The sequence below is a fragment of the Halorubrum sp. DM2 genome (assembly GCF_901686465.1).
Classification (GTDB): Archaea; Halobacteriota; Halobacteria; order Halobacteriales; family Haloferacaceae; genus Halorubrum.
The window spans coordinates 1,210,156-1,233,894 of the sequence record NZ_LR594487.1 but is presented as its reverse complement, the minus strand read 5'-3'; the positions used below and the strand labels follow the sequence as shown (position 1 = coordinate 1,233,894).

Annotated in this window: 19 protein-coding genes; 9 read left to right on the top strand and 10 right to left on the bottom strand. The window is 58.2% G+C overall.

What is annotated here, in order from left to right; genetic code table 11:
- The first annotated feature begins 7 nt into the window (after nucleotides 1-7).
- Both QOL69_RS06310 and QOL69_RS06305 read left to right on the top strand, forming a co-directional pair.
- A complete protein-coding gene (locus tag QOL69_RS06310) occupies nucleotides 8-1,519 on the top strand; it encodes a DUF8128 domain-containing protein (protein WP_283402487.1) in 1,512 nt (503 codons plus the stop codon).
- 29 nt (nucleotides 1,520-1,548) lie between these two features.
- On the top strand, nucleotides 1,549-6,504 hold the full coding sequence (locus QOL69_RS06305) for a TraM recognition domain-containing protein (protein ID WP_283402486.1): 4,956 nt from the start codon (nucleotides 1,549-1,551) through the stop codon (nucleotides 6,502-6,504).
- Between the two features lie 217 nt (nucleotides 6,505-6,721).
- On the opposite strand, the gene QOL69_RS06300 is transcribed toward QOL69_RS06305, so the two are convergent.
- Nucleotides 6,722-7,432: a helix-turn-helix domain-containing protein gene (locus QOL69_RS06300; protein WP_283402485.1), complete on the bottom strand. Its 711-nt coding sequence runs from the start codon at nucleotides 7,430-7,432 to the stop codon at nucleotides 6,722-6,724.
- A 1,715-nt stretch (nucleotides 7,433-9,147) separates the two neighbouring features.
- Between QOL69_RS06300 and QOL69_RS06295 the strand changes: the two genes are divergently transcribed.
- Both QOL69_RS06295 and QOL69_RS06290 read left to right on the top strand, forming a co-directional pair.
- Complete coding sequence (locus QOL69_RS06295) at nucleotides 9,148-9,471, top strand: hypothetical protein (RefSeq protein WP_283402484.1); 324 nt, start codon at nucleotides 9,148-9,150, stop codon at nucleotides 9,469-9,471.
- A 122-nt stretch (nucleotides 9,472-9,593) separates the two neighbouring features.
- Nucleotides 9,594-10,175 (top strand): GNAT family N-acetyltransferase, encoded by a 582-nt coding sequence (locus QOL69_RS06290; protein WP_283402483.1) that lies wholly within the window; start codon nucleotides 9,594-9,596, stop codon nucleotides 10,173-10,175.
- A gap of 42 nt (nucleotides 10,176-10,217) precedes the next feature.
- On the opposite strand, the gene trpB is transcribed toward QOL69_RS06290, so the two are convergent.
- Complete coding sequence (gene trpB / locus QOL69_RS06285) at nucleotides 10,218-11,381, bottom strand: tryptophan synthase subunit beta (RefSeq protein WP_283402482.1); 1,164 nt, start codon at nucleotides 11,379-11,381, stop codon at nucleotides 10,218-10,220.
- 220 nt (nucleotides 11,382-11,601) lie between these two features.
- Here trpB and QOL69_RS06280 point away from each other — a divergent pair, with 220 nt between their 5' ends.
- Entirely contained in the window at nucleotides 11,602-12,321 is a 720-nt protein-coding gene (locus tag QOL69_RS06280) for an SDR family NAD(P)-dependent oxidoreductase (protein ID WP_283402481.1), read from the top strand.
- A gap of 11 nt (nucleotides 12,322-12,332) precedes the next feature.
- Here the strand turns inward: QOL69_RS06280 and QOL69_RS06275 are convergent, their stop codons facing one another.
- The 6 genes from QOL69_RS06275 to QOL69_RS06250 all read right to left on the bottom strand — a co-directional run bounded on the left by QOL69_RS06275 (nucleotide 12,333) and on the right by QOL69_RS06250 (nucleotide 18,263).
- A complete protein-coding gene (locus QOL69_RS06275; protein ID WP_283402480.1) occupies nucleotides 12,333-13,574 on the bottom strand; it encodes an RNA-guided endonuclease InsQ/TnpB family protein in 1,242 nt (413 codons plus the stop codon).
- 4 nt (nucleotides 13,575-13,578) lie between these two features.
- On the bottom strand, nucleotides 13,579-13,983 hold the full coding sequence (gene tnpA, locus QOL69_RS06270; protein WP_283402479.1) for an IS200/IS605 family transposase: 405 nt from the start codon (nucleotides 13,981-13,983) through the stop codon (nucleotides 13,579-13,581).
- Between the two features lie 245 nt (nucleotides 13,984-14,228).
- Nucleotides 14,229-15,479: a tyrosine-type recombinase/integrase gene (locus QOL69_RS06265; RefSeq protein ID WP_283402478.1), complete on the bottom strand. Its 1,251-nt coding sequence runs from the start codon at nucleotides 15,477-15,479 to the stop codon at nucleotides 14,229-14,231.
- Nucleotides 15,476-15,934: a hypothetical protein gene (locus tag QOL69_RS06260; RefSeq protein ID WP_283402477.1), complete on the bottom strand. Its 459-nt coding sequence runs from the start codon at nucleotides 15,932-15,934 to the stop codon at nucleotides 15,476-15,478. Before QOL69_RS06260 ends, QOL69_RS06265 begins: the two co-directional genes overlap by 4 nt.
- 3 nt (nucleotides 15,935-15,937) lie before the next feature.
- Nucleotides 15,938-16,477: a DUF7342 family protein gene (locus QOL69_RS06255; protein ID WP_283402476.1), complete on the bottom strand. Its 540-nt coding sequence runs from the start codon at nucleotides 16,475-16,477 to the stop codon at nucleotides 15,938-15,940.
- Between the two features lie 526 nt (nucleotides 16,478-17,003).
- On the bottom strand, nucleotides 17,004-18,263 hold the full coding sequence (locus QOL69_RS06250; protein WP_283402475.1) for a transposase: 1,260 nt from the start codon (nucleotides 18,261-18,263) through the stop codon (nucleotides 17,004-17,006).
- A 276-nt stretch (nucleotides 18,264-18,539) separates the two neighbouring features.
- Between QOL69_RS06250 and QOL69_RS06245 the strand changes: the two genes are divergently transcribed.
- From QOL69_RS06245 to QOL69_RS06235, 3 genes are all read left to right on the top strand, one after another.
- Nucleotides 18,540-19,367: an IS5 family transposase gene (locus QOL69_RS06245; protein ID WP_283402474.1), complete on the top strand. Its 828-nt coding sequence runs from the start codon at nucleotides 18,540-18,542 to the stop codon at nucleotides 19,365-19,367.
- A gap of 610 nt (nucleotides 19,368-19,977) precedes the next feature.
- Complete coding sequence (locus QOL69_RS06240; RefSeq protein ID WP_283402473.1) at nucleotides 19,978-20,484, top strand: hypothetical protein; 507 nt, start codon at nucleotides 19,978-19,980, stop codon at nucleotides 20,482-20,484.
- Nucleotides 20,485-20,641: 157 nt separating this feature from the next.
- Entirely contained in the window at nucleotides 20,642-21,661 is a 1,020-nt protein-coding gene (locus QOL69_RS06235; RefSeq protein ID WP_283402472.1) for a two-component system sensor histidine kinase NtrB, read from the top strand.
- Between the two features lie 201 nt (nucleotides 21,662-21,862).
- On the opposite strand, the gene QOL69_RS06230 is transcribed toward QOL69_RS06235, so the two are convergent.
- Entirely contained in the window at nucleotides 21,863-23,053 is a 1,191-nt protein-coding gene (locus QOL69_RS06230; RefSeq protein ID WP_283402471.1) for an ArsB/NhaD family transporter, read from the bottom strand.
- Between QOL69_RS06230 and QOL69_RS06225 the strand changes: the two genes are divergently transcribed.
- Nucleotides 23,031-23,297, top strand: a complete 267-nt coding sequence (locus tag QOL69_RS06225; RefSeq protein WP_283404215.1) for a hypothetical protein — start codon at nucleotides 23,031-23,033, stop codon at nucleotides 23,295-23,297. The two genes, QOL69_RS06230 and QOL69_RS06225, sit on opposite strands and share 23 nt — an antisense overlap.
- A gap of 1 nt (nucleotide 23,298) precedes the next feature.
- Here QOL69_RS06225 and QOL69_RS06220 read toward each other — a convergent pair whose 3' ends face one another.
- Nucleotides 23,299-23,583: an amphi-Trp domain-containing protein gene (locus tag QOL69_RS06220; protein ID WP_283402470.1), complete on the bottom strand. Its 285-nt coding sequence runs from the start codon at nucleotides 23,581-23,583 to the stop codon at nucleotides 23,299-23,301.
- Nucleotides 23,584-23,739 lie beyond the last annotated feature (156 nt).

The window sequence follows — 23,739 nt, the reverse complement described above, 5'->3', positions numbered from 1 at the left end:
AAAACCGATGAACAGAATACTGAACTCAATCCTTGATAGGCTGGTTACAGAGGGGTCACGATACCCGGCGATCCAAGTAGATGAAGACCTCTACAGCGAGTTTAACGAAGGGATTTCGACCGCCGAATCCGACTCCGGCCCACGGCTCCGTATCCGACCACCGCGGGAGAACCCCGGGATGGACGCCAGTATCAACCTCTACGAGACCATCCACGAACCCCGCGAGAGCAAGATCGGACTCGGCCGCCACCAGCTCGTCTCTACCGACTCTCACATCCACAGTCACGAGATGGTCTACGACGAGGGGAAACTACAGTTCTTCTTCAAGCCCGAAACCCGCGTCGACGCTAATCAGGTCGAACGGCAGATTCGGAAAAACTACCCTGACGCCCAGATCACCGAGGCCAACAAGCAGTTCCCGACCATCGATCGCGGTGACCACATCGCGATGGCGAAGATGCGGCTCAAGCGGCCGTTCTACTACCCCATCAAGTGTAAAATCGCCGAGGAGGACTTCGAGATGGACCCCTACGGCGACATCACCTCAGACATGGTCGTCGAGGAGGACCAGACCTCCAGCGGCGAGCGCGTCCTCGCCGAAGACTGTCGCGTGATGGTCCAGACCGTCTTCGAGCCTGCGCGCGACGTGTGGACCAAGCAGCGCCCCTACGGCATCAACGTCACCGAGGCCGCTGCCAAGATCAAAGAGGGAGAGCTCGTCGGCAACATGGCGAAAGGATACGAGGTCCGCGACCCCGGTTCCAAGCGCACCCGAACCGCGAAGATCATCGACAAACTCCACGGGGCCAAGGGCTACTACTTCACCGTCCGCGTGCTGGCTATCTCCCCCCACAAGGAGATCGCCGAGCGCCGGTGTAACACCGTCGCGAGCGACTTCGAGAAATACTACAACTCGTTCACCGAGCAGGGCCTCACGCCCGTCTCGATTGAACCTGAGGAAGTCCCCAACCATCTTGAACAGATGGCCGAGCGGACGCACTCGATCTCATGGACCGACCGCCTCAAGGTCGGCCCCGCGGGAGGAGCGCCACTCCAAACGGTCAGCGCACTCGGGTCGATCGCCCACATCCCCAACGAGAGCATCAACACGCCCGTCGTCGATTGGGCGAAACAGCAGACCGGTCCGGGGATCCCAGCCGAATCCCGCCAGTCCGACGACGTGGAACGGGCAGTGGGAGAGGACGGATCCGAGGGCCCGGAGAAAAGTACGTTCGGCGGCCATAAAACTGGGCCACCCACAAGCGCCGACCCCTCGCCGGTATCAGAACCGGCCGCCGAAGCAGGCGGTGTCCCGGAGAGGAACACGCCTGATAACCACACAGGCGAGTCAGAACCGGAAGGGGCCGACGGCAACGCTGACACCCCGCCCAGCCACGACGAGCGCGACAGCGGGATATTAGACCCGGACCCACTCGCCGCTGACAACGGCGAGAGAGAAGATGAAGAAGACGAAGACGACCAGAACCCGTTGGGGAACAACCGCCGGAGTGGCGACTAACCCCCACACCAAGCAGATACCGACCATCAATGTTTGAAAGCATATTCGGCGGCGGCGACGATGAGGACGAGAACACCGAATACGTGAACGAGAAGCATCTGGGAACACTCTACCAGAAAATCGAGAGGACAGCGGAGACCGTCGAGAGCCGGAAGCTCAGTATCGATCACCGCGATGAGCTCTCCGGCCACGTCGCAAACTTGCTCACTACGGTCGATGAGCTGACCCACAACGACGAGTCACCGGTGTGGACCCACCCAGACCAGAATCCAACGACAGACCACATCGCGGACGACCTACGCGACCTCAAGGACTTCATCACCCTCGATCGACTCCCGAAAAGCACCACCAGAAGTCAGATACAGGCCATCCAACGGGACCTCGTTCAGATCGAGAACGCGATCAGCGAGATGCCCGAGTTTGGCTACGCATACGAGGAACGCGATCGCCGGACCGAGTACGGCGCGGAGATACAGTCTATCGGCATCCCAGATCACGTCGATCCCGACGAACTCGATGCGGGAGAGAGTGGGAAAGAGGTCTACGCCGCCGGCGAGTCGCGGAAAGTCCTTGAGGACCTCCCCCGGAACTACGACGACGTGCCCCTATTCGTCGGGAAGGGGACGCGAAACGGTCGCGACGCGTCGATCGAGAAGGACCACCTGTTCCGCCACCGCGCGATCTTTGGCGTCACCGACTACGGGAAGTCCACGCTACTGACGAACGACGCTCGCCAGCTCATCGAGTCCGGTGCTGGACTCTGCTATATCGACCCGAAGGGCGACGACGCTCGCCGGCTCATGGAGGTCATGCCCGAACACCGGCTGGACGACGTCGTGTGGATTGAGCCGGGGGCGACGGGCGACTACCTCTCTGGGTTCAACTTTATCTCACTCAACATGGACCCCGATGAGGACGGGTACAACGCCGCGCTCGCGTCGCTCGTCGAGGACCTGAAGCAGATGCTCGCTGCGAACGACGACTACTGGGGGCCACGGATGGACCGAGTAGCTCAGTCGATCATCACGGGGATGAACCAGTACAACGCCATGACCCCCGACGATGCCCCCGAGATGAACTTCGTGGATATGTACTACGTCCTCAAGTCGGAGGCCTCTCGCCACGAGTTTACCGCCCGACTGAAAAAGGCCGGGATGCGGTTCATTACGCCGCACATGGAGACGGTCGCAGAGATGCCCGAGGACGATCTGGAGCCGCTACTCGGACGGTTCCTCCCGTGGATCCAGAACCCCGTCGCCCGCCGGATGATCGGCTTCCGCTCGGGTGGAGTGTCCATCCCCGATGCGATCGACAACGACAAGATCATCATCGTGCGGATGGGGTCAGAGCCGAGACAACTCAAGCAGATGCTCGGTATGTCGGTCATCCGGCGGATCTGGTCTCATATCCGCGGCCGGGCAACCACCTCCGAACACGAGCGGTCGCCCTTCTACCTGTTCTGCGACGAGTTCGACAACCTCGCGCTCGCCGACGAAACGATCCCGTCGATGATCTCCGAGAGCCGGTCGTACCGGCTCGCCATGACGCTCGCCAACCAGTACCCGGACCAGCTCCCCCAAAAGGTCATCGACGCGATCACGACCAACTGCGATACGATCATGTCGTTCAACCCGGGCGACAAGAAATCCGCCCGGACCTACTGTACGCAGTTGGGGCTTGACCCCGAGGATCTGACCGAGGAAGTCAACTACCACTACTGGATGCGGACGACGATCTCCGAGAACATGGAGCGGTCCGAGGCGTTCCGTGTGTACGCTCATCCTCCGTTCCCGCCCGTCCGTGACGTGGATGCCCGCGAGGAAGCGATCGATGCGAGCCTTCAGGAAGTCGGTCGCGAACGGCGGTCCGACGAGGAAGTGTACCAGAACCTTCTGTTCAACGAGGGACAGGGCCGGTGGGAGACCGGTATCGGGCAGAAAATGGCGATGGTCGAGGACAAGGATGAAAAGCTGTTCTACGCCCGTGAACTCCAAAACGCCGTCCCGGGGCCGGAGAACCCGGGGATAGGCGGCGGCACGAGCGGAGACGCGACCGCGGCGTCGACGACGCCCATGTCCGGCGGCGAGGGCAGCGGGAGCGCCGGCGAGACCCCCGGAGCGTTCGGGGCATCGACGGCAGACGACGCCGAGAGCGTCGTCGAGCGCCATCTCGATACGGTCTTGGAGTCCATCTTCGCGGCACGGCTCCGCGCGGGCAAGCAGGCCGACCAGTATGTCCCCGTCGACGACGCGAAAGACGAGCTCGTTGCTCGCCTTGAGGATGCGACGATTGACAGCCTCTCCGAACTGTCGAACATCTACGAGCGGGTCAACAGCAGCTACGCCGAGACAGAGCGCGAGGGCGGCGAGTCGGTCATCCGGCTCACACCCGAGGGTCGTGGGGTCGTTCTCCAACAGGACACAGGGAGTGCCGGCTCCGGCGGCGGCGACGACCACCGGTGGATTCTCGGCCAATGCTACGTCGCGTTCACGCAGATCGGCTACGTGTCGTGGCTCCCCGAACAGGAAGGCGAGGAGATGCCGGACGGCGTCGCAGAAGCGCCGATCGACGTAACCGACGTGGATGAAGACCAGTCGCGCTCGGAGATGCTGGACGCGATCGACGAACGTCGCGAGCAGCTTCGCGAGGAGTACCCCGGCGTGTGGAACTTCGCCGGCGCGGACGACGTATCGATCGAGGCGGAAACGTCGACGATCAAGTACCCCTTCCAGACGTTCACCAACCTCCGGAAAGCGATGGAGAAGGGCGAAAAGTGCGTGTTCGCGGTGAAAGACGGGAGCGCCAACCACGGCAGTTTCACCTACTGGGGCGAGCGCGCCGAGAAGGTCATCTACGAGACAGAAGGGCAGCGACAGAACACCGAGGTCGTCAGCGACGAGATTGCCTTCCGCAAATCACCCGGTAAAGACGGGAATCTCCGGTACTACAACGACGGTGGAGGCGACTACCGTGTCGGTGACGAGAAGGTCGCTGTTCGCGAGCGACGCGAAGAAGACGACGAGGGGAACGGAACGATGAGCATGATCTGGTATCGTGACACCGATACCGGAGAGGTCGTGGCCGCGGTCGGAGACAAAGAGCCGGCACCTGACGGGGAGATAGCCCGGTTTGACGGCCCGGAGGCCGCACATGAGGGTGACAAAAACGCCGTCCCAGCCTACTACGAGTACGACCAGAGCGAGGGCGAGTACGTCGTCTACCACGACGGCGAGAAGCTATACTACCCGAGCAAAGAGGAGCTTGAGGCGAACTGGGTCACGTTCAGAGGGCCGTTCATTCCCGAAGCCCGCTTCCCGGAGTGGCCCGACCACGAGGACTTCGAGATCATCATCTTCCCGGACGGGGACAACGACGAATACGACCAGCCGCAACTCTACCACCGCGGCGAGTGTACCCCGCTGTTCGACCACCTTGGCGTCGAGTCTGTCGACGACGTCGACGCCGGCGAGATCGAAGGCCCCGGCGAGGTCGAGGACGCGACCGCTGACGAGCCTGCGGATGAGGAAGAAACGGCGGGCGACGGTGAACCCGACGAAAGCGGCGAGAGCCCGGCGGAGAGCGGGTCGAGTGGCGACACCCCCGCCAGCGACGCCCCGGCAGTTGAAGGCTTCGAGGAAGCGCCCACACCGGCGCGTATCGCGAGCGACGATCGAGTCGACCTTACCGTCGAGGAGATCACCGCCACCGCAGAGGGCGAATACACGCCGCCCACGCAGCAGAAGACTGTTCTCCTGACGATCGTGAACTCTCTCGCCGCCGACCCCGATTACATGGCGACAACGCCCGACGAGGTGGCCGACCTAATCGTGCTTCCCGAGGAAGTCGACGAGGGAGGCACAACCGAAGAAGCGACAACCGGTGAGAGTGACGAGTCGGCCGAGGCCACGGCAACGGGTGAGGCGTCATCCGAAGCCGACGAGCGCGGCGAGGAAGGCGAGAGAGCGCCCGATGAGAACGACGAGACGATCGGTATGTCCCCAGAGAACCCCGGCCTCTCGCACCCGGGATACAACACGGCACCGACACCGACAGAGATCGCGAAGGACGACCGATTAGAGCTCACGCCCGAGGAGATCGCGGCGATCGCCCGGGGTGAACGGGACATGACCGTCGACGAGGCCGTGATCCTCCAATCGATCCTCAAGCGGCTCGCAAAGGGGACCCCCGAGTACCCCACTGAGGAGATTCCCGGGGAGATCGTCATCCCCGTCGACGGTGTCGGCGCGTACGCGACTGACGAGGAGGCGGCTGGTGAACCGGCAGATGAGTCTTCCCGCGACGAAGGGACTGACAGCGGGATTACGCCGGAGGAGGCCGCGGAGATCGTCGAGGAGCAGGGGGAAGTGACCTACAAGACAGAGCCGACGCCCGTGAACATATCGTCCCACCCAGACGTGTCCGTATCACCCGGGCTTCTCCGGGCCGCGAGAGACGGAGATGCGACCCTCTCACGCGAACAGGAGGGAACCCTGCGAGCGGCACTTACCGACTTCTCAGTAGGCGAGGAGCCACCTATCGGATTGGACGCTGACCCCGTCAAGGAGATCGTCACCAACGGGTCAAGCGAATCCAGCGAAGTCGGCGAGGCCAACGATTCACCCGATACCCAGCCCGAGCCCAACACGGACCGGACAAAGGCTACGGGTGAGGCCTCTCCGGCAGCAGAGAACAACTCAGACGCAAAACCGAATCCAGAGGAAATCGACATGGATGATGAAGCGTGGGACAGCCTGATAGATGCGGAGTTGTCCGACTCCGAGAGCTCCCCAGAAACATTCGGAGGAGCACCCGCAGAAGGCCACGAGCAACAGGGGACTGGTCCTACCGAACAGGATCCCAATACAGACAGCAGCACCGACGATAGCGAGGCATCCACCGGTGAGCGATCGGGCCGGTCAGAGCCCAACTTGAGTGACGTACTCAATAGCGAACAGAACGAGGACGACGAGAGCAGCGCCGACTAACGATACCCCCCGGTGGGAACTTCATTTCGAGAATCTACCTGTCGAGTAGCTACACGACCACCGTGTCTTACACCGTCGTCGACCACCATCAGCCAAGAGTAATTTTCAGGCGGTAATCAACGAACAGAGGTGGCGTGATTTTGAGTAGAAATCGCCGCGAAAAACGCACACAGATCACCGGGTAGAACTGGGCCGGAGAACGTCAGTTTGGTGGGACTCACTCGTCAGCGAGTGAGGCGGAACCGCCCCCCGCTGAGTCCCCACTACCCCCACCATCGCTCGCTGCCGAAAGTGTCTCAAGCACTTCCTGTCGAAGCTCGTCTTTGTCGACCGAGTCAAGATCACCAGCGTCCGAGAGGGCGTCCATGTCGATCCCCATGACCTCGCTTAGTATGAACTGGTGGCGGGGGAAGAAGCGAAGCGCAGCGGTGAGACGATCCGCCATGTCTGAGTCGATAGCGCCCATCTGTGAGCGGTCGATCTTCTCTAAGGTCTCCGAGATTTTTTCAATATCTTCTTGTAACTCAGAAACCTGCCGCTCTAACTCATCAATTTCTGCTTCCGCTACGGCTCCATCCGAGTCCATCGAGTCCGACCGCTCCGCCCGAACCTCGGAGGCTACTCGTCGCCCCTGATCAGTCAGCTCCACACTCCGTGGACCAAACTGTCCCGACTCCACAGTCGGTGGGTGAACCCGGAGGAGCCCCATGTCGTCTGTGGCGAACCCCCGCCCGCTCTCGCCATCCCGAGATCGGTACGCGACCTGCGATTTCGAGAGGCTGGTTTCCTCACGGATGACAGTCACGTTCGCAGGTGTTTCACCCGGTTCCGTATTATCATAATCTTGAGGGCTATTCTCTATATCTTGGACAGTTAACAAAAACTCTACGTCAGCAGGCTTCAGTCCGTACTCCCTAAGCGTGGTCATGTATTCTTATTCTCCCTACAATTCATCAGAATAGATAGCCCCTTAGTAGTTATGCCCCAGTATATTATATGAGAATATCAGAGCCTCAATAGCGAATACCCTATAATCTACCTCTATACCAAGCCCATAATACATACTACTAGATATTAAGCCCCATAATGGGGTAGTAATATTAACCACCCATCCGAAAGCCAGCTTTTCACGGGGAGAATATCTGGTCTTAATAGAGAATATCAGGTATTCAAATACCAGAAACAGGGCCTAATAGCTGGTACTCAAAATTAAGGGGACAATACCCCCCATAATATGAGGCACCCCCACCCTTCCCGCACTAATAGGGGCGATACCCCCCTCCAACAAGGGGAGAAGGAGAAGTAGGAGGGGTCCCTCGCCCCGACATGAGAATCGATCCACCACGAGGTGCGACCGTGGACCGTGGAGACGACGACGCGAAGCCCGACATGAGAGAGTGCGCTGATCGCGCTTGAAACAGCACCGTGATCGTCGCCGTCGACACCAGAAGACGAGTTATCGAAGTATATCAGAACGCAGAGAAAAGAACAACGTGGACCGTCGCAATGACGCCACGATCTCGGACGCCAAGTGAGAGGATCGATAACCTCGACACCGAGGATAGACGAGCGCGCAGCGCACAGTTGAACCCCGAGTGAGAGCGACAAGTCGCCGCCGTCAACAGACAGCACAGCAGGAGTCGATCGCGCAGTCAGTAGACCAGCTCGTGACAGCAACAGCAACGCAGACCGCTCGTGAACAGCACCGCGATCGACGCGACCACAGTAGCGATCAGTGCGTCGTTGACCGCGTCGACCGAGTGACGCACCGTATTCCTTCAGTGTATTCGCTTCTACAACTTTCCGCACGTGGGGTGCGCCCCGCTACGAGGGATCGACGCCGTCGACGACGCACAACGAGTGCCGATCGAGTCGTGTTGACCGCGAGTGATTCCGTCGCGATAGCCCACCGTCGATCGTCGCGTTGCTCGCGTCGTTGTGCGCGTCGTGACGTGGACCGTCGCGAGTGATCGTCGCCGCCATCGACCGCGAGTGAGCGCACCGTGACAGCGCACCGTCGACCGCGAGTTGATCCGCAACGTCGAGCGCGTCGCGCTCGCCGACCCCTCAGCAGTGAGCAGCGATCCGGAGTGAGAGCGAGCCGTGGAGTGTGGAGTGTGAAGTGTTGAGTGAGAGTTGAGTCGGAGAGTGTTGAGCGCCTCTCCCCCACCATCGATCCGTCGTCGATCCCGCAGTTATTTTTAGATTGTAATCTACACCAAGTATCCGTGCGTGGGGTGGACGTGTGGACCGCGGATCAGATTGTCTTGATCAGAGGGTTCGAGCGAGCGTAGTGAAAGCGTGACCGCGAGCGCCAGCGACCCATCAAGCGCCAGCCAGTCGTCGTGAGAGCCGACCGTGGATGAGTCGTCGTGGGCCGAGGAGTCGAGCCGAGCGCACGCTCGCCGTCCCTCGCAGCGGTCGAAGTCCGTGCGGTCGATCAACGAATTGCCCCATGTAAGTCACCGATCGCTGCCAAGCTAAATGGGTACGTCGCCGGACACGATGTGGCTGTTGCCGAGGAACTCCCGGATCCCGATCGGAGGACAGCGTAGACATTACGGGGTCGTCAATGACGCGATCACAGACTCTCCGCAGCGCTGACTGAGACAGGTACAAATCTCTCGCGGCCTAGTCACTGATATGGGCCAGCGAACCCTCGGTGGTGCTGATCTATCTGAACTCCGTCAACGATACCAACACTTGGTGATGGCAGCGTTACCACAGGCAGCTCAGCAGCAGAGTTGGCCGATCCGTGAGGATCACTGTTTCGCCAGAGTCATTCTCGACGACGTGTTCGACGATATCTGGTATGACCACATGGCAGGTCGGCCGGCATATGAACATCTCTCGGCGTCCGAACTCCGAGAGGCAATTGAGACCGCTGAGCAGCTACTTGAGGAGGGAGAGCCACTCGTCGACAAACTGAACCAGCAGTCACTCGAGTATCGGAACGGGGAATCGTAACTCAACAGTCAGTCGTCATGGGGTTGGGTTTCTTCGAGTGTGGTAGTGGTGCTGTACGGCACGCTGCGCTGGGTATGTACCGACATCTGTATGTGTGAACCAGACCGACATTCGGTAAGAACGTGGGATCAGAGACGTTGAGATTCCGTTCGTACGAGCCATCGGATGATGACGCGGTTTGGGAGCTCCATCAATGGGCAATGCGAGAAACTGGCGTCGATCCGAGTGACGTCCCAGGAACCGACGATCTCCGAGCAATCCAGACAACATATATCGACCCAGGAGGAGCGTTTCTCGTCGGTATTGCTGAGTCAGCACCGGAAAATGGCTACGAGGAGGGTGAAACAGCAAAAACGGCTGAGACAAGCGCACTGGATGCTCTCACAACGCATGACGGAAGGGTCGTCGCAATGGGTGGATTCATGCCCAATGATGCTGGCCACGCTGACGAGCGCGATCGATCCGGTGCGGCTGAACTCCATCGGATGCGTGTCGCACCACCATACCAGCGGCAAGGATTTGGTCGAAAACTTATCGCAGAGTTAGAGCGCAGAGCGACGGCTGCTGGGTTCGAATCCATACTGGCAACGACATCAACAAGGCAGTCAGCGGCACTTTCGTTTTATCCTGATCAGGGATACGAAGAAGTGGAACGATCCACAGCTGGGGAGTACGAACTTGTCCACTACGAAAGACGGCTGTGACCGAGTCAATCCGGGTGACTGTTGATCTGGAGCCCTCGGAGATTAGTCGCTGAGATCGAAGTGTTCAGCAGCCGTCTGCATGTCCTTGTCCCCACGACCACACAGATTGACTAAGATGGTGTCGTGGCGGTCCGCTTCAGCGAGCTTTGCGGCGAGTGCGAGCGCGTGAGCCGGTTCCAGTGCTGGGATGATACCCTCAGCTTCACTCAGCTCACGGAAGGCAGCTAACGCTTCCTCGTCGGAGACAGCGTGATACTCAGCACGCCCCATCTCCTGAAGCGCGGCATGCTCTGGCCCGATAGCCGGATAGTCAAGGCCAGCTGAGATTGAGTGGTTGCGGGTATCCTCGCCGATCGTCTTCGTCTTCATGCCTTGGAAGATCTGTGGCTCATCCTGCGCCGTGCGGGAGAGTGGGGCGGAGTGGTTCTCCGCATCTTTGCCACCTGGCTCAGCGCCATAGAAGGCGACATCATCGTCTTTGAACGCGTGCCAAAGCCCGATCGAATTTGAGCCACCGCCGACACAGGCGACGCAGGCATCGGGAAGGTCACCATGGAGCTCTTGGATTTGTTCGCGTGCTTCTTTTCCGATAACAGATTGGAACTCGCGCACCATCCGTGGGAACGGATCCGGCCCGACTACACTCCCAACAAGGTAGTGTGTGGAGTCAACGTTCTCAGCGAAATCCTCGAGTGCGGCATCAACTGCTTCGGCGAGGCCCTCATTACCGCGGTCGACCGGCTCAACATCGGCACCCATCAACCGCATTCGGAACACGTTCATCTCCTGCCGCTGCATGTCGTGTCGACCCATGTAGACGGTCGTGTCCAAATCCAGCAGCGCCCCTACCATCGCCGTCGCCGTCCCGTGTTGACCGGCACCGGTTTCAGCGATGAGACGATCTTTCCCTGCTCGCTTGGCTAACAGTCCCTGGCCAAGCGTGTTGTTGAGCTTATGGGCACCCCCGTGAAGCAGGTCCTCATGTTTGAGGTAAATGTCGGCGTCGTACCGTTCACTCAGAGTCTCTGCGTGGAATATCGGTGTTGGGCGGCCCGCGAAATGTTCGAGCAGATCGCGGAACTCAGCCATGAATTCCGGATCGGAAATCGCAGCTTCGTACGCCGCTGCTAATTCGTCCAGTGGTTCTTCAAGCGGCTCTGGAACGTGTCGACCACCAAACTCACCGAATTCACCTGGCGTCGCCATATCAATTCATTGGGAGTGAACGACAAAAACGCGATGACCGCGGTACCGGCGTTCAACACCGCCACGACGAGTCCGGAAAGAGCGTCACGAACTCGTGTGAGAAACGACAGTGGGACAGCGAGAACAGTTGGATGTAGGCCAAGTGAACGGAACCGGTAACCACGCTCAGAACCCCTCACAGTCGGGCTAGTTTTTGTTGTTCGAATGTGAAGAGGACCGTATGAGTCGAACAGCAGTAATTGCGGGCGTAGGCCCTGGTCTCGGTGAGTCGTTGGCACGGCGATTCGCAGCTGAGGGCTGTCAAGTTGCGTTATTCGCGCGATCAACGGATTACATCGAGGAACTCGCAGATGACCTCCCAGAGTCCGGGGAGGGTCTAGCAGTCACGACTGATCTCACCGATGTCGAATCGATTGAGGCGGGGTTCGACACCGTTCGAGACGCATTTGGTCCGGTTGATATCCTCGTCAACCACGCGAGTGCCGCCTCCTGGACTGGACTGATGGACACAAGTGTTGAAGAGTTCGAAGAGGCCTGGGCTGTCAACGGACGTGGCGCGTTCGTCTGCTCACAGGAAGCCGTTGGCGACATGCTCGACACAGACGGTGGGACAGTCATCTTCACCGGTGCGACCTCTGCTGTGCGGAGTCTCGGCGGTTCGATTGGCTTCACCGCCGCAAAGTTCGCAGCTCGCGGGATGGCAATGGATATCGCGCAAGAATATGGACCTGAGGGGGTTCATGTCGCTCACGTCGTCATCGACGGGCAGATTGACTCAGAGGCAGTCCGTGAACGGTTGCCGGATCGAGACGGCGAGACGTTCCTTGATCCTGACGAGATGGCTGAGACGTACTGGCACCTCGTCGAACAAGACAATGTCAGTACCCAGCCGTTTGAGGTCCATATCACGAACGGGTCCCAGAACTCCGAGTTCATGTGAACTACCCTACCCTACTCGCTCACGGTGTCAGCCGTTCGCTCCTTGAGGATAGGGCTTCCTGTTTCCACGACGCGCTTTGCAGATACAGGCGTATCCACAGGGAGCGCAGTCTCCACAGGCGTTGATTCGGAGTATCCCACTCCTAAATCTTGTAGACCGCGAGAAAGGATGTTCCACGCCGCGTTCGCGTCCCTGTCCGCCTCAAACCCGCAGGCGGGACAGGAGTGTTCACGGACCCACAACGGCTTGTCGGTCGAAACGCCGCACGACGCGCACTCCTTGGTCGTCCCTCTCGGGTTGACCGCGACGAAGTGCGTCCCTTCACGCTCGCACTTGTATTCGAGCAGCGAGAGGAACGTTCGCCACGCGGCAGACGCCGTGTTGCGGCTGTTCGACGGACTTTCCATCATCCCCTTCACGTTCAGGTCTTCGACTGCCACGAGGTCGTATTCCCGAGCGTAGTACGCCGAGAGCTTGTGTAAGAAGTCGCGGTGCTTCCGCCGGAGGTCGGCGTGACACTCCGCGACTCGACGCCGTTGCTTCTCGTAGTTGTTCGACCCGTGCTGTTTGCGCGAGAGCTTCTGTTGCTCGCGCTCCAAGCGGTCACGTTCCTCTGAGAGGTCGAGCGACCCGACCGCCGTGCCGTCGGTGTCGTGGGCGTACTTGAGAATCCCAACGTCGATGCCGACGCACTTCTCAGGGTTCTCAGGCGGTTCGGGTGGTTCACGGTCTATTTGGACGCCGAACGTGGCAAACCACTCGCCCGTCGGTTCCTTCTTGACCGTGACCTGTTTCACAGTAGCCTCGTCGGGGATGGTGCGGTGGAGCCGAATCGGTATGTCCGCAAGTTTCGAGAGCGACAGGACAGTCTGACCGCCCTTCTTGTCGAGCTTGAAGCCAGACTGACTGTACGTGAAACTACGGAACTCCCGTGGCGGCTTCCACTTGAGTTGACCGACGCCGTAGCCGTTCTTTTTGAGCGTTGAGAGTCCTTTGAGGTTGTCGAACAGGTGTTCCACAACGGTTTGGAGAACCTTCGAGTACACGTCCGAGAGGCCGTCCCACCACTTCTTGAGATCGGGCAGTTCCGACCGCAGGGTGGTCATGGACGGCAGTTCGCCGTGTTCGTCTTGGTACTCGTTGAGGCGGTAGAGCGTGTGGTTGTAGAGTTGCCTACAAATGTCACGGTGACGGTCCAACTCTTCACGGTGGGCGTCGGACGGCTTGAGACGGTACTTGTAGGCGTAGTACATGGCGTTACTCGCGTTGGTCCTCTACGTACTGTTTCAGCACATCCAGCGATACCTGCCCCGTCGAGATGAGACAGTAAGAGTCGTTCCAGAACGAGTCGCCCCACAGTTCGGTCTTCAGTTCGTCCGCGTACTCGTTGCGGATACAGCGGGCGGTCGCGCCCTTGACCGTGTTGATGAACTTCACGAGGTCCGTGGTGGGTTTCGCTCGGAACAGGATGTGTACGTGATCGTCCTCGCCATCGAGGTTCGTCAGTTCGACACCGTAGTTGTCCGTGAACCCGCTGATGACCTCGTGAATGAATTGGATTCGTTCTTCGGTTAGCACCCTACGCCGATACTTTGTGGTGAGTATCAGGTGGTAGTGTAGGGGGTACGTCGAGTGCGCTCCCGAGTCGAGGTCGTACTCCATTGGGTTCGGTCAATTTATGTTACTCTACTGCGAAAGAATTGCGATTGCGTGGGCCTGTGGGCCTGCCACCGAATTGTGTATGAGGACTGTGCGGCTCTGTATCCTCCTCCCTGCTCGCGCCTCCCGTTCGGTCGGCGCTCGCCGAGGAAGGGGGCTTAGCGCCTACTTTCATCTAAAACCGCCTAAACGAGGTCAGTTCTCCAACTGGTGGAGATGTGAGGTTCGATTCGTGCCCTTGTAGTCCGCTACTCGAGATCCATGTCGATCTCGTCCAACGCTTCCGTTGCGATGTCACCCAACTCGCCGGCTTCGATGTGTGAATAACGCTCTCGAACCATCTCCTCAGAGTTGTCGAGGTAGCGGGCAGCGACTGTATACCCGAACGCACGAACGAGTACCTCGCCCATTCCACGTCGACCACCGTGCGGCGCGAGATACTCGTGTTTCGGGTGGTCAACATCGATCGCCGCTGACTCAGTGAGTCGACGGAGGATCGACCGGGCACCATCGGTCGTGATCGACGGTGGGCGAATGTCAGCCTCAAGCGCAAGCAGGAAGTCACGAGCGTACTCCTCTCGTCGGTCGTCGATCGCTGCCGGCTGCTCTCCACGGTTGGACAACTCTGTATTAATGAGATCGGCAAGCGTTCGCTGATCGAAAGTAGGGAATACCGGCCATCGATCGGTCGGTGGGTTGAGGAGCTGACGGTAGCTTTTGAGCGGTGAAATCACCGGTTCAGGGAGGCTCGCGGCGTCCCATTGCTGCTTCTTCCGGTAGACGTCCATACTTCCGTCGTCAAGCGAGAGGTCCTCCCAACGGACACCGCGACGTCGTGGATCGTCGGGATCGCGGAGGAGTTCACCAACCCGGACAGCCGTGTAAGCGAGGACAAAAACGAGTGCGCGGTCGCGAGCCGCTTTCAGTGCGGCGTAACGGGCCCGCTGCTTGTCGAGAGGGTCTGTGCCCTCTGGAAGCGTTGTGTACTCTTCGATGGCGTTACGGGCCTGCTGATCGACATAACGGGTGAATGCGTGGCGCTGCTTGGAGGTCCACGCTTGCTGGTCGCCGGGCTTGCGGCCGTCATCCTCGGGGAGCGGGGCCATCGCACTGGCCCGCTGTGCGTAGTGTGCCTCGAGATACCCCTCGTTGACGCACCAGCCACACCACGCAGAGATATAGCGGTAATAGGTTTGTACGGTATTCTGCTTGAGTCCACGGTCACCAGCGAGGTGCCTGGCGTATTCCCGGAAGACACGTTCATCGAGGTCTCCGAAGGTGGGCTCTCGATCGGCATCGTCGGGGACGATCCCGGGCCAATCGTCACGGCCGCGATCGCCGGCGGCCCACTCGGCAAACCGCTCAAGCTCGCGTGCCGCGTTGCGTCGGTAGTTCCCGCCGTCGCCACCGCGACCTTTCCCCTTGTCCTGGAGGTACCGCTCGAACGAACTCGCGAGCGACCGCTCGGTACCTTCCACAGACGTCTTCTCGGAGGTCATGAGTCCTCGTTCCCGGATTGGTGGTTGGTGCGAACCTCCTCGAGGAGATCTTCGACGATCTCCCAGAGAATCAGGGACGGAGTCTCGTGTTCGAACGTGATTCCCCAGCGGTCCTCTTCATCCTCGACTGAGCACTGGAAATGGGTCCGTCCGAGGTCAGGATGATCCTCGTCCTGGTGCCAGCCAGCATGAAAGCCCGTGTTCGGGTCAGTGTAGTTGATACGAAACCAATCGTGGGGATCCTGTCGGTACCATTTGATGGTCAGTTCCGGTGAGTTAGGACCGGTTGGCGGGTCAAGACGAGCCGGATCGAAAATTGCTCGCAGTTGCTTGGCCTCAATATCGTCAGGAACGTACTCAACGGCTGTGATCTGAGGCACGCGGTCAAGGACGTCCCGCTTCAGCTGGGCGTAGAGATTCGCGTTCGGGTCACCACCGGGATGCGGGACCGACATCCGTTAGCTACTGGCCTCGGAGGGCTCTGACGTCGGAGCGAGGAAGTCCCACTCGCGGATAGCGAACCCGACGATTTTGATGCGCCGTTGGAGGTGCTCCCAGTCACGAGCAATCTCACGTCGACGGGCTTCTTCGTCGCTGTCAAGCGTTTCGTCGGCGAGTGTGCCGCGAAGTTGGTTCGGTGACTCAACGTCGAATTCGTCCTCCCAGTCACGGATTTGTGCCTTCATCTCCCCAAGCCGGTCCGTAAGCTCCTCGACAGTGTGGCCGCTGTCCCGCAGCCGCATCGCCTCCTGCATCGCTTGTCGCCGGTAATCGGGATAGTACGTGGTGTGAGTGCCGCTCTCGTCACGGTGGAGGATGCCGTCGTCGACGAGCCGTCTGAGGACGCGCTTGGTGGGTTCGTGTGACCACTCCGCTTCAGATGCGATCCAGTTTGCCGTCCGCGGCTCCGACAGCTGCCGGGCGACCATGCGGACGCGATCTTCACCCGTGGTTTGACGGTCCATCAGGCTCTCTGAGTTCGCTTCGTCTTCGGTCATACGCTACAGTACACACTTTATCTTAATATAGGTTGAGGTGGTTCGTTCTATATCGGATCGGAATCCCCCACCATTCCGCCGACCCACAGCAACTGGATCAAGAGCAATATGGAAACCCACTCTTGACGGCTCTACCCGGGGAAAGCGTCGTCGTGAGGCGGTTCCAGCATTCGTGCTTCACCGACGGCGGCGGGGTACTTCAAAGTGGTCGTGATTACCAGTGTAATCATAACCAACTGTGTATTAGGCTCAAATGGCTATATCGGACGGTAGATGTCCTTAGATAGGCATTCCGGTTATTATAAATTGTATGTCGCTATAGTAATTCTAGAGAGTGGAGTTGCGAATGGCGTTGAAAACGTTCACGGGATCGACGCTATTCGGGCCAATACCCGATAGAAACAGCCGCAATTACTCTTTAACAATCATCAAACAAGCAGAATTAATACAATATCTAAACATATCTAGTGAAATATACCCCAGCTACCAGTGATGCCTCTCTCGAAGGGCTAACCCAGACCGAACTCTACATGAGTGTGATCAGCTCCCTGTCCAGCCAATCAAGAAACCGGCTGAGCGTTATCCGTGGCTTCTTCCGGGTTTTGATGACTCCAATGCGCTCTTGGGTGAGGAAATCGACCAGCAGCCACATATTGTAGATCACACACCCGAAGGCGAAATGGAACCACCGGACTCCGAACTCCTTCGAGGTAGCCCACGCTGCTGCGTTCTTGATCGACGAGTATGAGTTCTCGATCGCTCCGCGGTCACTGTACTGTTCGATCTGCTGTTTCGTCCAGCGCCGGTCTAATGCGACCTCGTCACTCGCGTCAAGACTCGTAATGAAGGGCTGTGGCGATCCCTCTTCATGGACGTCATCATCTTCTGCGGGGGGTAACACGACGACGTTCGTATGTGCTGCGTGGTTTGAGACGCCGTCCTTCACTGTACCGTGCATGACAAAATCCTCCTTGACATACAGCGGGGTGTCGTTCGATTCGTGATATCCCCGCTTGAGTTGGTCAAACTGGTCATACATCGGTCCAATCCGATGTTGATTTTTTTTGGCAGGGATTACGTAATCCAACCGCTTGTTAATAAGCGTCTGAAGGACATCTACAGCGTGGAATTCCCGATCGGCATACACCATTCTGATGTCAACATAGTCTTCGGCGATCGAGAGAAGTCGCCGTGCAACATCCCCGACGTAGTAGGAACTATCCTTACCGGGATAGGCATCTGTCGCAGCGTAATCCGTACTCCCGAGCGGACACACCCCAACGACGTAATGAGTGTTCTCGCCGACGATCACGACCGTCGCAAACTTGTGACACCAACTGTACTCCTTTCCCTCTGGTGCGCCTTGGACCCATTCCATCTCGTCACGATCACCATAGTAAGCAACGTACGTCATATCTAGCGCGACTTTCGCACGAGTCCCAAACCGTGAGCCGTTCCCGTGTTCGAGCTCTCTAATTCGGGGCTTCGCGCGTGTGTAGGTTTTCCGGAGAGCGAAATTCAGCACAGTCGCGATCTCCTCAATGGACATCTGTTTGAGCGCTTCCAACAGCGTCTCACCAGATGGGCCGTCCTCGTAGAACGGGTCATCAATATCGGGATCTGGATTTTTCATGTCGCCCAGCTTCTGGCCCGAATCGTGTGCTGCCTTCTGTTTGATCGACGCGATTGCTTCTAAGACGAGTAACTCATCGTCGTCGTAGATCGCGTCATTCGGCCGAGGGAGTGAGATTGAGGGGATGGCTACTGACTTCAACTCATCAAGCACCTCGTGGCCCTTCTTTCGTAGCAAGCGTTGGACGGTTCGATTTGACAGCGACTGTCCGTCCTCGCCGTCCGCTGTTTTGAGAAGATCATTCCCGATCGGTGCGCCCCGTTCAGCCGCGAGCGAGCGGATCTCTTCAGCACCTGATTCGACGACCGTCTGTAACGTTCCGAATCGGCTTTCAAGCCGGACTGGTTTACAGGGCTCTGGTGAATCGCTGTAAGGCGGCAGGATAGGCCGTCAAATCAAAGGAAGTGAAGCGGGAAATCGGCGATGCCTATGTCGAAGATCTCCCGCTTCACGAGCAAGGCGGTCACGTTAGCTAAAAATGCTGTTGGTGGCCGAGGCGAAGCCGCCGCCCCCGAAGGGGGTGGGGGCTTCGCCGACTACGCCGTCGTTTCGCTCCACTGTCTCCGGATTTACCTAGAGAAATCCTACCGCGACACCCTCGATCTCCTGAGCGAAATGCCACAAATAGTGGCCGAGATCGGCCTCGAAGCGGGCGATCTTCCGCATCACTCGACGCTAGTCAAGGCGTTTGATAGGTTAGAGATGGAGATCTGGCGAGTGCTGCTGCGCCTCTCGGCGCAGTTGCACGATACCGCCGATCACGCCGCGATGGACGCGACGTTCTTCGACCGTGAAACCGCCAGCAAGCACTACTGTCGTCGGACGAATTATCGCGTTCAAACGCTGAAAACGACCGCTCTCGTCGATACAAAAACGCAAGCTGTGCTCGACGTTCACTGTACGACCGAGAAACGCCACGACACGCAGATCGGCTGGCAACTCGCCCTCCGCAACGCGGGCGAGATTGCCAGCCTCGCCGCCGACAAAGGCTACGATTGGCAGCGATTACGCGAAAAATTGCGCGAAGAAGACGTGAGACCGCTGATCAAGCACCGTGAGTTCCGACCCGTCGATTGCGCGCATAACGCGCGAATCGACGAGTCTCTATACGGCCAGAGAGCGATGTCTGAGGCCGTCTTCTCAACGATCAAGCGGACGCTCGGCCACGCGGTGCGTGCCCGAGCGTGGTACCGCGAATTTCGTGAGATCGTTCTGATGTGTGCGGTCTACAACATCAAGCGAGCCGTGAAACCGTGAAATCAAACGCCTTCTGGCGATTCACCAGAGCCGTTTACAGCTACTTTCTGAGGGGAGTTCGTCCATCTCAAACCCAAATGCGCGGGCGAGTTCCGGTCGGTCAGAGAGGCGATCTGGGATTCCTGACAGTGACTCACGCTCGACAGTTGCCCACAGATACGCCAGAAACATTGGCCGAAACGGAAGCGACGAACTCCACTCAGGGTGTCCATCTCGTCGCGTATAGCGACCCACGTCAAGTTCGTTCGCAAGTGTGATCCAGTCGGTATCCGCGGTAAGGACATCATCAACTTGCTTTGTCAGTCCAGTTTGAACTCGACTGCTCTCATTGCTCATCGGCTCTCACCGCCGATAGACAAAAATGAGCTGTCAACAGCCCAGTTGAGTGAGGACATTAGTATCGATAGTAGATTCATTTTGAACATAACTGCTGGCGTGTCGTTTCCGAAGTTTCTGGAATAACCTTCGATACAGAGAGTTAAATACAAAATTTGTATACCACTGTTCGTCTCAAACGGTAGTACATAGAATATGTAGGTATATTCTAAATGCTAGTACAATTTGAACTAATGTACAAGGTGAATAGTGCTGCATCACTGAGAAGTATGTAATGCCAGATGATATCCGGGATACAGCGCCCAATCTAGAGGATGTGGATTACGATGAACTATCAAGATTTTTTGAAAAGAAGGGTGCAGTTGAGTTGATCTCTCTTCTTGATGATGAGGGGTACCGATTCGACGAGATCGACGATTTACTGGATGTCAGCCGTGGGTATCTGAATGATCGTCGAGACGAAGCCGTCCATCTCAGGCTCATTGTTCCTGACCAAGCATACCGAGATGACTCCGTCCGCCGTGTGTGGACTCTCACAGCGTTGGGCCACTACTTTCGACAGCGGATGCGCCATCTTGGAGTGACAGAAAGCCACGAGCGACTCATCACCGCTAGACGTGAATACGAAGACCGCAAAAGCGATTTCCTTGAGTGGGTTGATAATCCAGAGTCAATCGAAGCGTATGCCGAAGATATGCGGGCTGGCAATCGGGTACATCCAACAGAGTTACCGGCCAAGCTACAAGATCTGTTTCGTCGAATTGATGACGACCGTTTCTAATCCTTTTTGAGCTATCAGTAGAGTTAGGATGGTGGTCTGTTAAAATATTTAGCAGGTGATACGACCTGGAGTGGCTTCGGTCAATACAGGTAAAGCGCCCATCGGTCGGTGCGGACCTACCAAAGAGTAAGTAACCAGCCGACAGAGAATGCGGCATATGAGCGATGGCGACTCGAAACCGGATAATCTCTCCTCCGAGTTTTTCCAGCAGATGGTCGAGGCAGTCGGCGTCGGCGTCGGGATATACGGACAAGACGGTCGGTATATCTACGTGAACGACTCTTACGCTGAGCTGTTCTCAGTCACGCCGGCCGATCTGGTCGGAGTAGCGATTTGGGAGGTCGCACCCGAGATCGACCCCGACACGTTCGACGCGTACTGGGACTCGTTCGCTGATGGTGACACACGGCAGGCGGAGACTGTCCATGAGTACAGTGGGAGCCGCGTGCCCGTGGCGACGGTCACGACGCAGCGAACGATTGACGGGGCGTCGTACCACTTCGGGACGATCAAAGACATTACTGAACGCAAGGCGCAGGAGCGTGAAATTCAACAACAGAACGAACGTCTGGAGAATTTCGCCGGGCTCGTCTCACACGACCTTCGGAATCCACTCAACGTCGCTCAGGGCTATGTCGATATGCTACAGGCAGACATCGACCGTGATGAGATAACTCTCGTTGACAACGCGCTTGAACGGATGGATTCGCTGGTGTCTGAGCTGTTACAGCTCGCACGGACGAACACACCGGTCGGGGAGACAGACCCAGTGTCGTTGTTCGACACCGTGACGAAAGCCTGGGACTCAGTCGCAACGATCGACGCCGACTTGCGGTTGGCAGGCTCCGATGCGCAGATACTCGCGGATGAGTCCCGATTACGGGAGTTGTTTGAGAACTTATTCCGAAATGCTATCGAACACGCCGGGGCAGACGTAGAGGTAACCGTCGAAACACAGTCGGACGGCTTCTCAGTCGCCGATGATGGACCTGGAATTCCACCCGAAGAGCGTGATCGTGTTTTTGAGACCGGGTTCACGACGAACCCGGACGGGACGGGATTTGGGTTGAATATCGTCCAGCAGATTGTTACCGGCCACGATTGGGAGATACAGGTTACGGAGAGTATCTCGGGAGGCGCACGATTTGCGATTACTGGCGTCAAGACGGTGGATTAGTACGTGGTAGTGTACATGTGCGACTCGTCTCTTCCACGGTGTTCGGAACGGTATCTCGAATCGCCAGAGTTCAGTCCGGTCAATTCGCACTGTTTAGTGACCAGTCATTTCAGTCAAATATGTCTGAAGAATAGGATTTCAATAGAGCCAAAAGAACGTATCACAGTACCGAAAACGCTACTTCACAACAAACTGACTCTATCAGACTAACAGGATTACTGTCGCGAGCACACTCGTCACGATAGCGACCGGAAGTCCAACACGAATGAGATGGACGACGGAGAGATCAACTCCCCGTCGACTCGCCTGATCGAGGACGATCAGCGTCGCCGCGCTCGCAATCGGCGTCGCATTTCCCGCGAGCGTGCTGACCGCTGCCAGAAGATACCACCCAGTGGGATCGGATACGGCTGTCGACAGCAACACGACGGCGGGCACGTTGCTGACGAGGTTCGACAGGACGAACGTCACACCAGCTAGGCCAAGTCCGCTCCCGACCTGCCGGAGCGTTTCGACCAGGACGGTGTCACCGACGCTTCCTACGAGTACGAACAGTCCGACGAACAACACAAGGATCCCCCAGTCCATCTCTGCGAGGACTTCTTCACCGGGAAGTCGACGAAACAGTTGGAGCCATGCGAGGTGACAGATCCCCATCCCTGCGGCGATAATCCCCGCTGGTACCGTCGGAAGCGCAGCCATCAGGACGAACGTACCGATCAGAAACGTGCCGCTTGAGATCGCCCACTGACGGTCGATATCGGGGACTGAAACGGTCGATTTGATCGGCGTGCCGTTGTGCTGTACTGCGAGCATCGCCGTCGTGACGACGAGAGAGACGCCGGCGATCGGGCCGAGCACACTCACGAATTCGAGCGTCGTGAGGCCGCTCTGACTGAGAATGTACGCGTTCTGTGGGTTGCCGAGCGGCGTCGCGACGCTTCCGATATTCGCCCCGAGGATGACCGCGACGAGCGGCCCAGTAGCATTGACCTCAGCGTCTCGAACCGCCTGTATCAATACTGGCGTCATCAACAGCACGATGGCGTCGTTGAGCGCGAGTGCGCTCAAGATGGCGGCCAGCCAGAGTGTCCCGATCACCAGCCGCCGAACCGTCCCCGTCCGTCTGACCAGTTGCGCGGCGGCCCACGGATAGAATCCGCTTCTTGAGAGCGCCTCGACGTGTGCGAGCATTCCGAATAGTAACAGGATCGTTTCGCTGTCGATGCTACGGAGTGCTTCTTCGGGAGAAATGGCTCCGAGCGCGACGACAACGACCGCCCCAGTTGCAGCAGTGATCGACCGAGTGAGCGGATAGACGCGAATCTGTCGGAAAAAGAGCAGTCCAAACGCCGCGAGAACGACGGAGATCACTATTGCGTCAGAAACCATTCTACTGTCTTTTCGCGATGAACAATTCAGTGAGGTCGTCTCTATATCTACTGATCCACGTCGAATCGAGGATCTCGCGAACGCGTACGCCCTCTACCACCAGCTCCACAAACAGCACTGGAACATCGAAGGCGCGATCGTCGAGATGCTTCGCGAACAGCCCGAAACCCCCGAAGAGCACACTCACCACATCGAGCACTACCTCGAAGACGACACGGTCGTGTTCGAGTCGGCGACGCAGTAAGCTACTTGATTTCGGGGCCACTCTCGTCGGTTCGCCCCGGGAGTTCAAATTCGATTTCGAGTTCCGGCTCGTCGACGCCCTCGTACTCGACTTCCAGTTCGACCGGCTCCCCAAACGCGAAGGGCAGTTCCCAGTCGTCGCCGACGATCGTCAGTTCGTCGTCGTCACGGAGCTGTTCGCCGAGCGCGATCAGGAACTCGCCCGCCTCGCTCGCGTCCAGCCGATACTCCTCCTCGAAGTTCCGTCCCGACCGAATCGTCGATTGCTCGTCGTCGATGTCGGACATCTACTGGGTCACCTCGACGGGCTCGTCAATCGCGATCCAGCCGTCAGTGTTCTCGCATTCAATGAACACCGCTTTGCCGGGAGCGCTCTCACAGACAGAAAGTTCGGGCCTGCTTTCGGAAGCCGACTCGACAGCTTGCCCCGTTTCCGGCTGCCT

What these genes read in the sequence shown, in the direction of transcription:
- QOL69_RS06310 (WP_283402487.1), top strand. Translation starts at nt 8, where the DNA reads ATGAACAGAATACTGAACTCAATCCTTGATAGGCTGGTTACAGAGGGG.
- QOL69_RS06305 (WP_283402486.1), top strand. Translation starts at nt 1,549, where the DNA reads ATGTTTGAAAGCATATTCGGCGGCGGCGACGATGAGGACGAGAACACC.
- QOL69_RS06300 (WP_283402485.1), bottom strand. Translation starts at nt 7,432, where the DNA reads ATGACCACGCTTAGGGAGTACGGACTGAAGCCTGCTGACGTAGAGTTT.
- QOL69_RS06295 (WP_283402484.1), top strand. Translation starts at nt 9,148, where the DNA reads ATGGGCCAGCGAACCCTCGGTGGTGCTGATCTATCTGAACTCCGTCAA.
- trpB (WP_283402482.1), bottom strand. Translation starts at nt 11,381, where the DNA reads ATGGCGACGCCAGGTGAATTCGGTGAGTTTGGTGGTCGACACGTTCCA.
- QOL69_RS06280 (WP_283402481.1), top strand. Translation starts at nt 11,602, where the DNA reads ATGAGTCGAACAGCAGTAATTGCGGGCGTAGGCCCTGGTCTCGGTGAG.
- QOL69_RS06275 (WP_283402480.1), bottom strand. Translation starts at nt 13,574, where the DNA reads ATGTACTACGCCTACAAGTACCGTCTCAAGCCGTCCGACGCCCACCGT.
- tnpA (WP_283402479.1), bottom strand. Translation starts at nt 13,983, where the DNA reads ATGGAGTACGACCTCGACTCGGGAGCGCACTCGACGTACCCCCTACAC.
- QOL69_RS06265 (WP_283402478.1), bottom strand. Translation starts at nt 15,479, where the DNA reads ATGACCTCCGAGAAGACGTCTGTGGAAGGTACCGAGCGGTCGCTCGCG.
- QOL69_RS06260 (WP_283402477.1), bottom strand. Translation starts at nt 15,934, where the DNA reads ATGTCGGTCCCGCATCCCGGTGGTGACCCGAACGCGAATCTCTACGCC.
- QOL69_RS06255 (WP_283402476.1), bottom strand. Translation starts at nt 16,477, where the DNA reads ATGACCGAAGACGAAGCGAACTCAGAGAGCCTGATGGACCGTCAAACC.
- QOL69_RS06245 (WP_283402474.1), top strand. Translation starts at nt 18,540, where the DNA reads ATGTCGAAGATCTCCCGCTTCACGAGCAAGGCGGTCACGTTAGCTAAA.
- QOL69_RS06240 (WP_283402473.1), top strand. Translation starts at nt 19,978, where the DNA reads ATGCCAGATGATATCCGGGATACAGCGCCCAATCTAGAGGATGTGGAT.
- QOL69_RS06235 (WP_283402472.1), top strand. Translation starts at nt 20,642, where the DNA reads ATGAGCGATGGCGACTCGAAACCGGATAATCTCTCCTCCGAGTTTTTC.
- QOL69_RS06230 (WP_283402471.1), bottom strand. Translation starts at nt 23,053, where the DNA reads ATGGTTTCTGACGCAATAGTGATCTCCGTCGTTCTCGCGGCGTTTGGA.
- QOL69_RS06220 (WP_283402470.1), bottom strand. Translation starts at nt 23,583, where the DNA reads ATGTCCGACATCGACGACGAGCAATCGACGATTCGGTCGGGACGGAAC.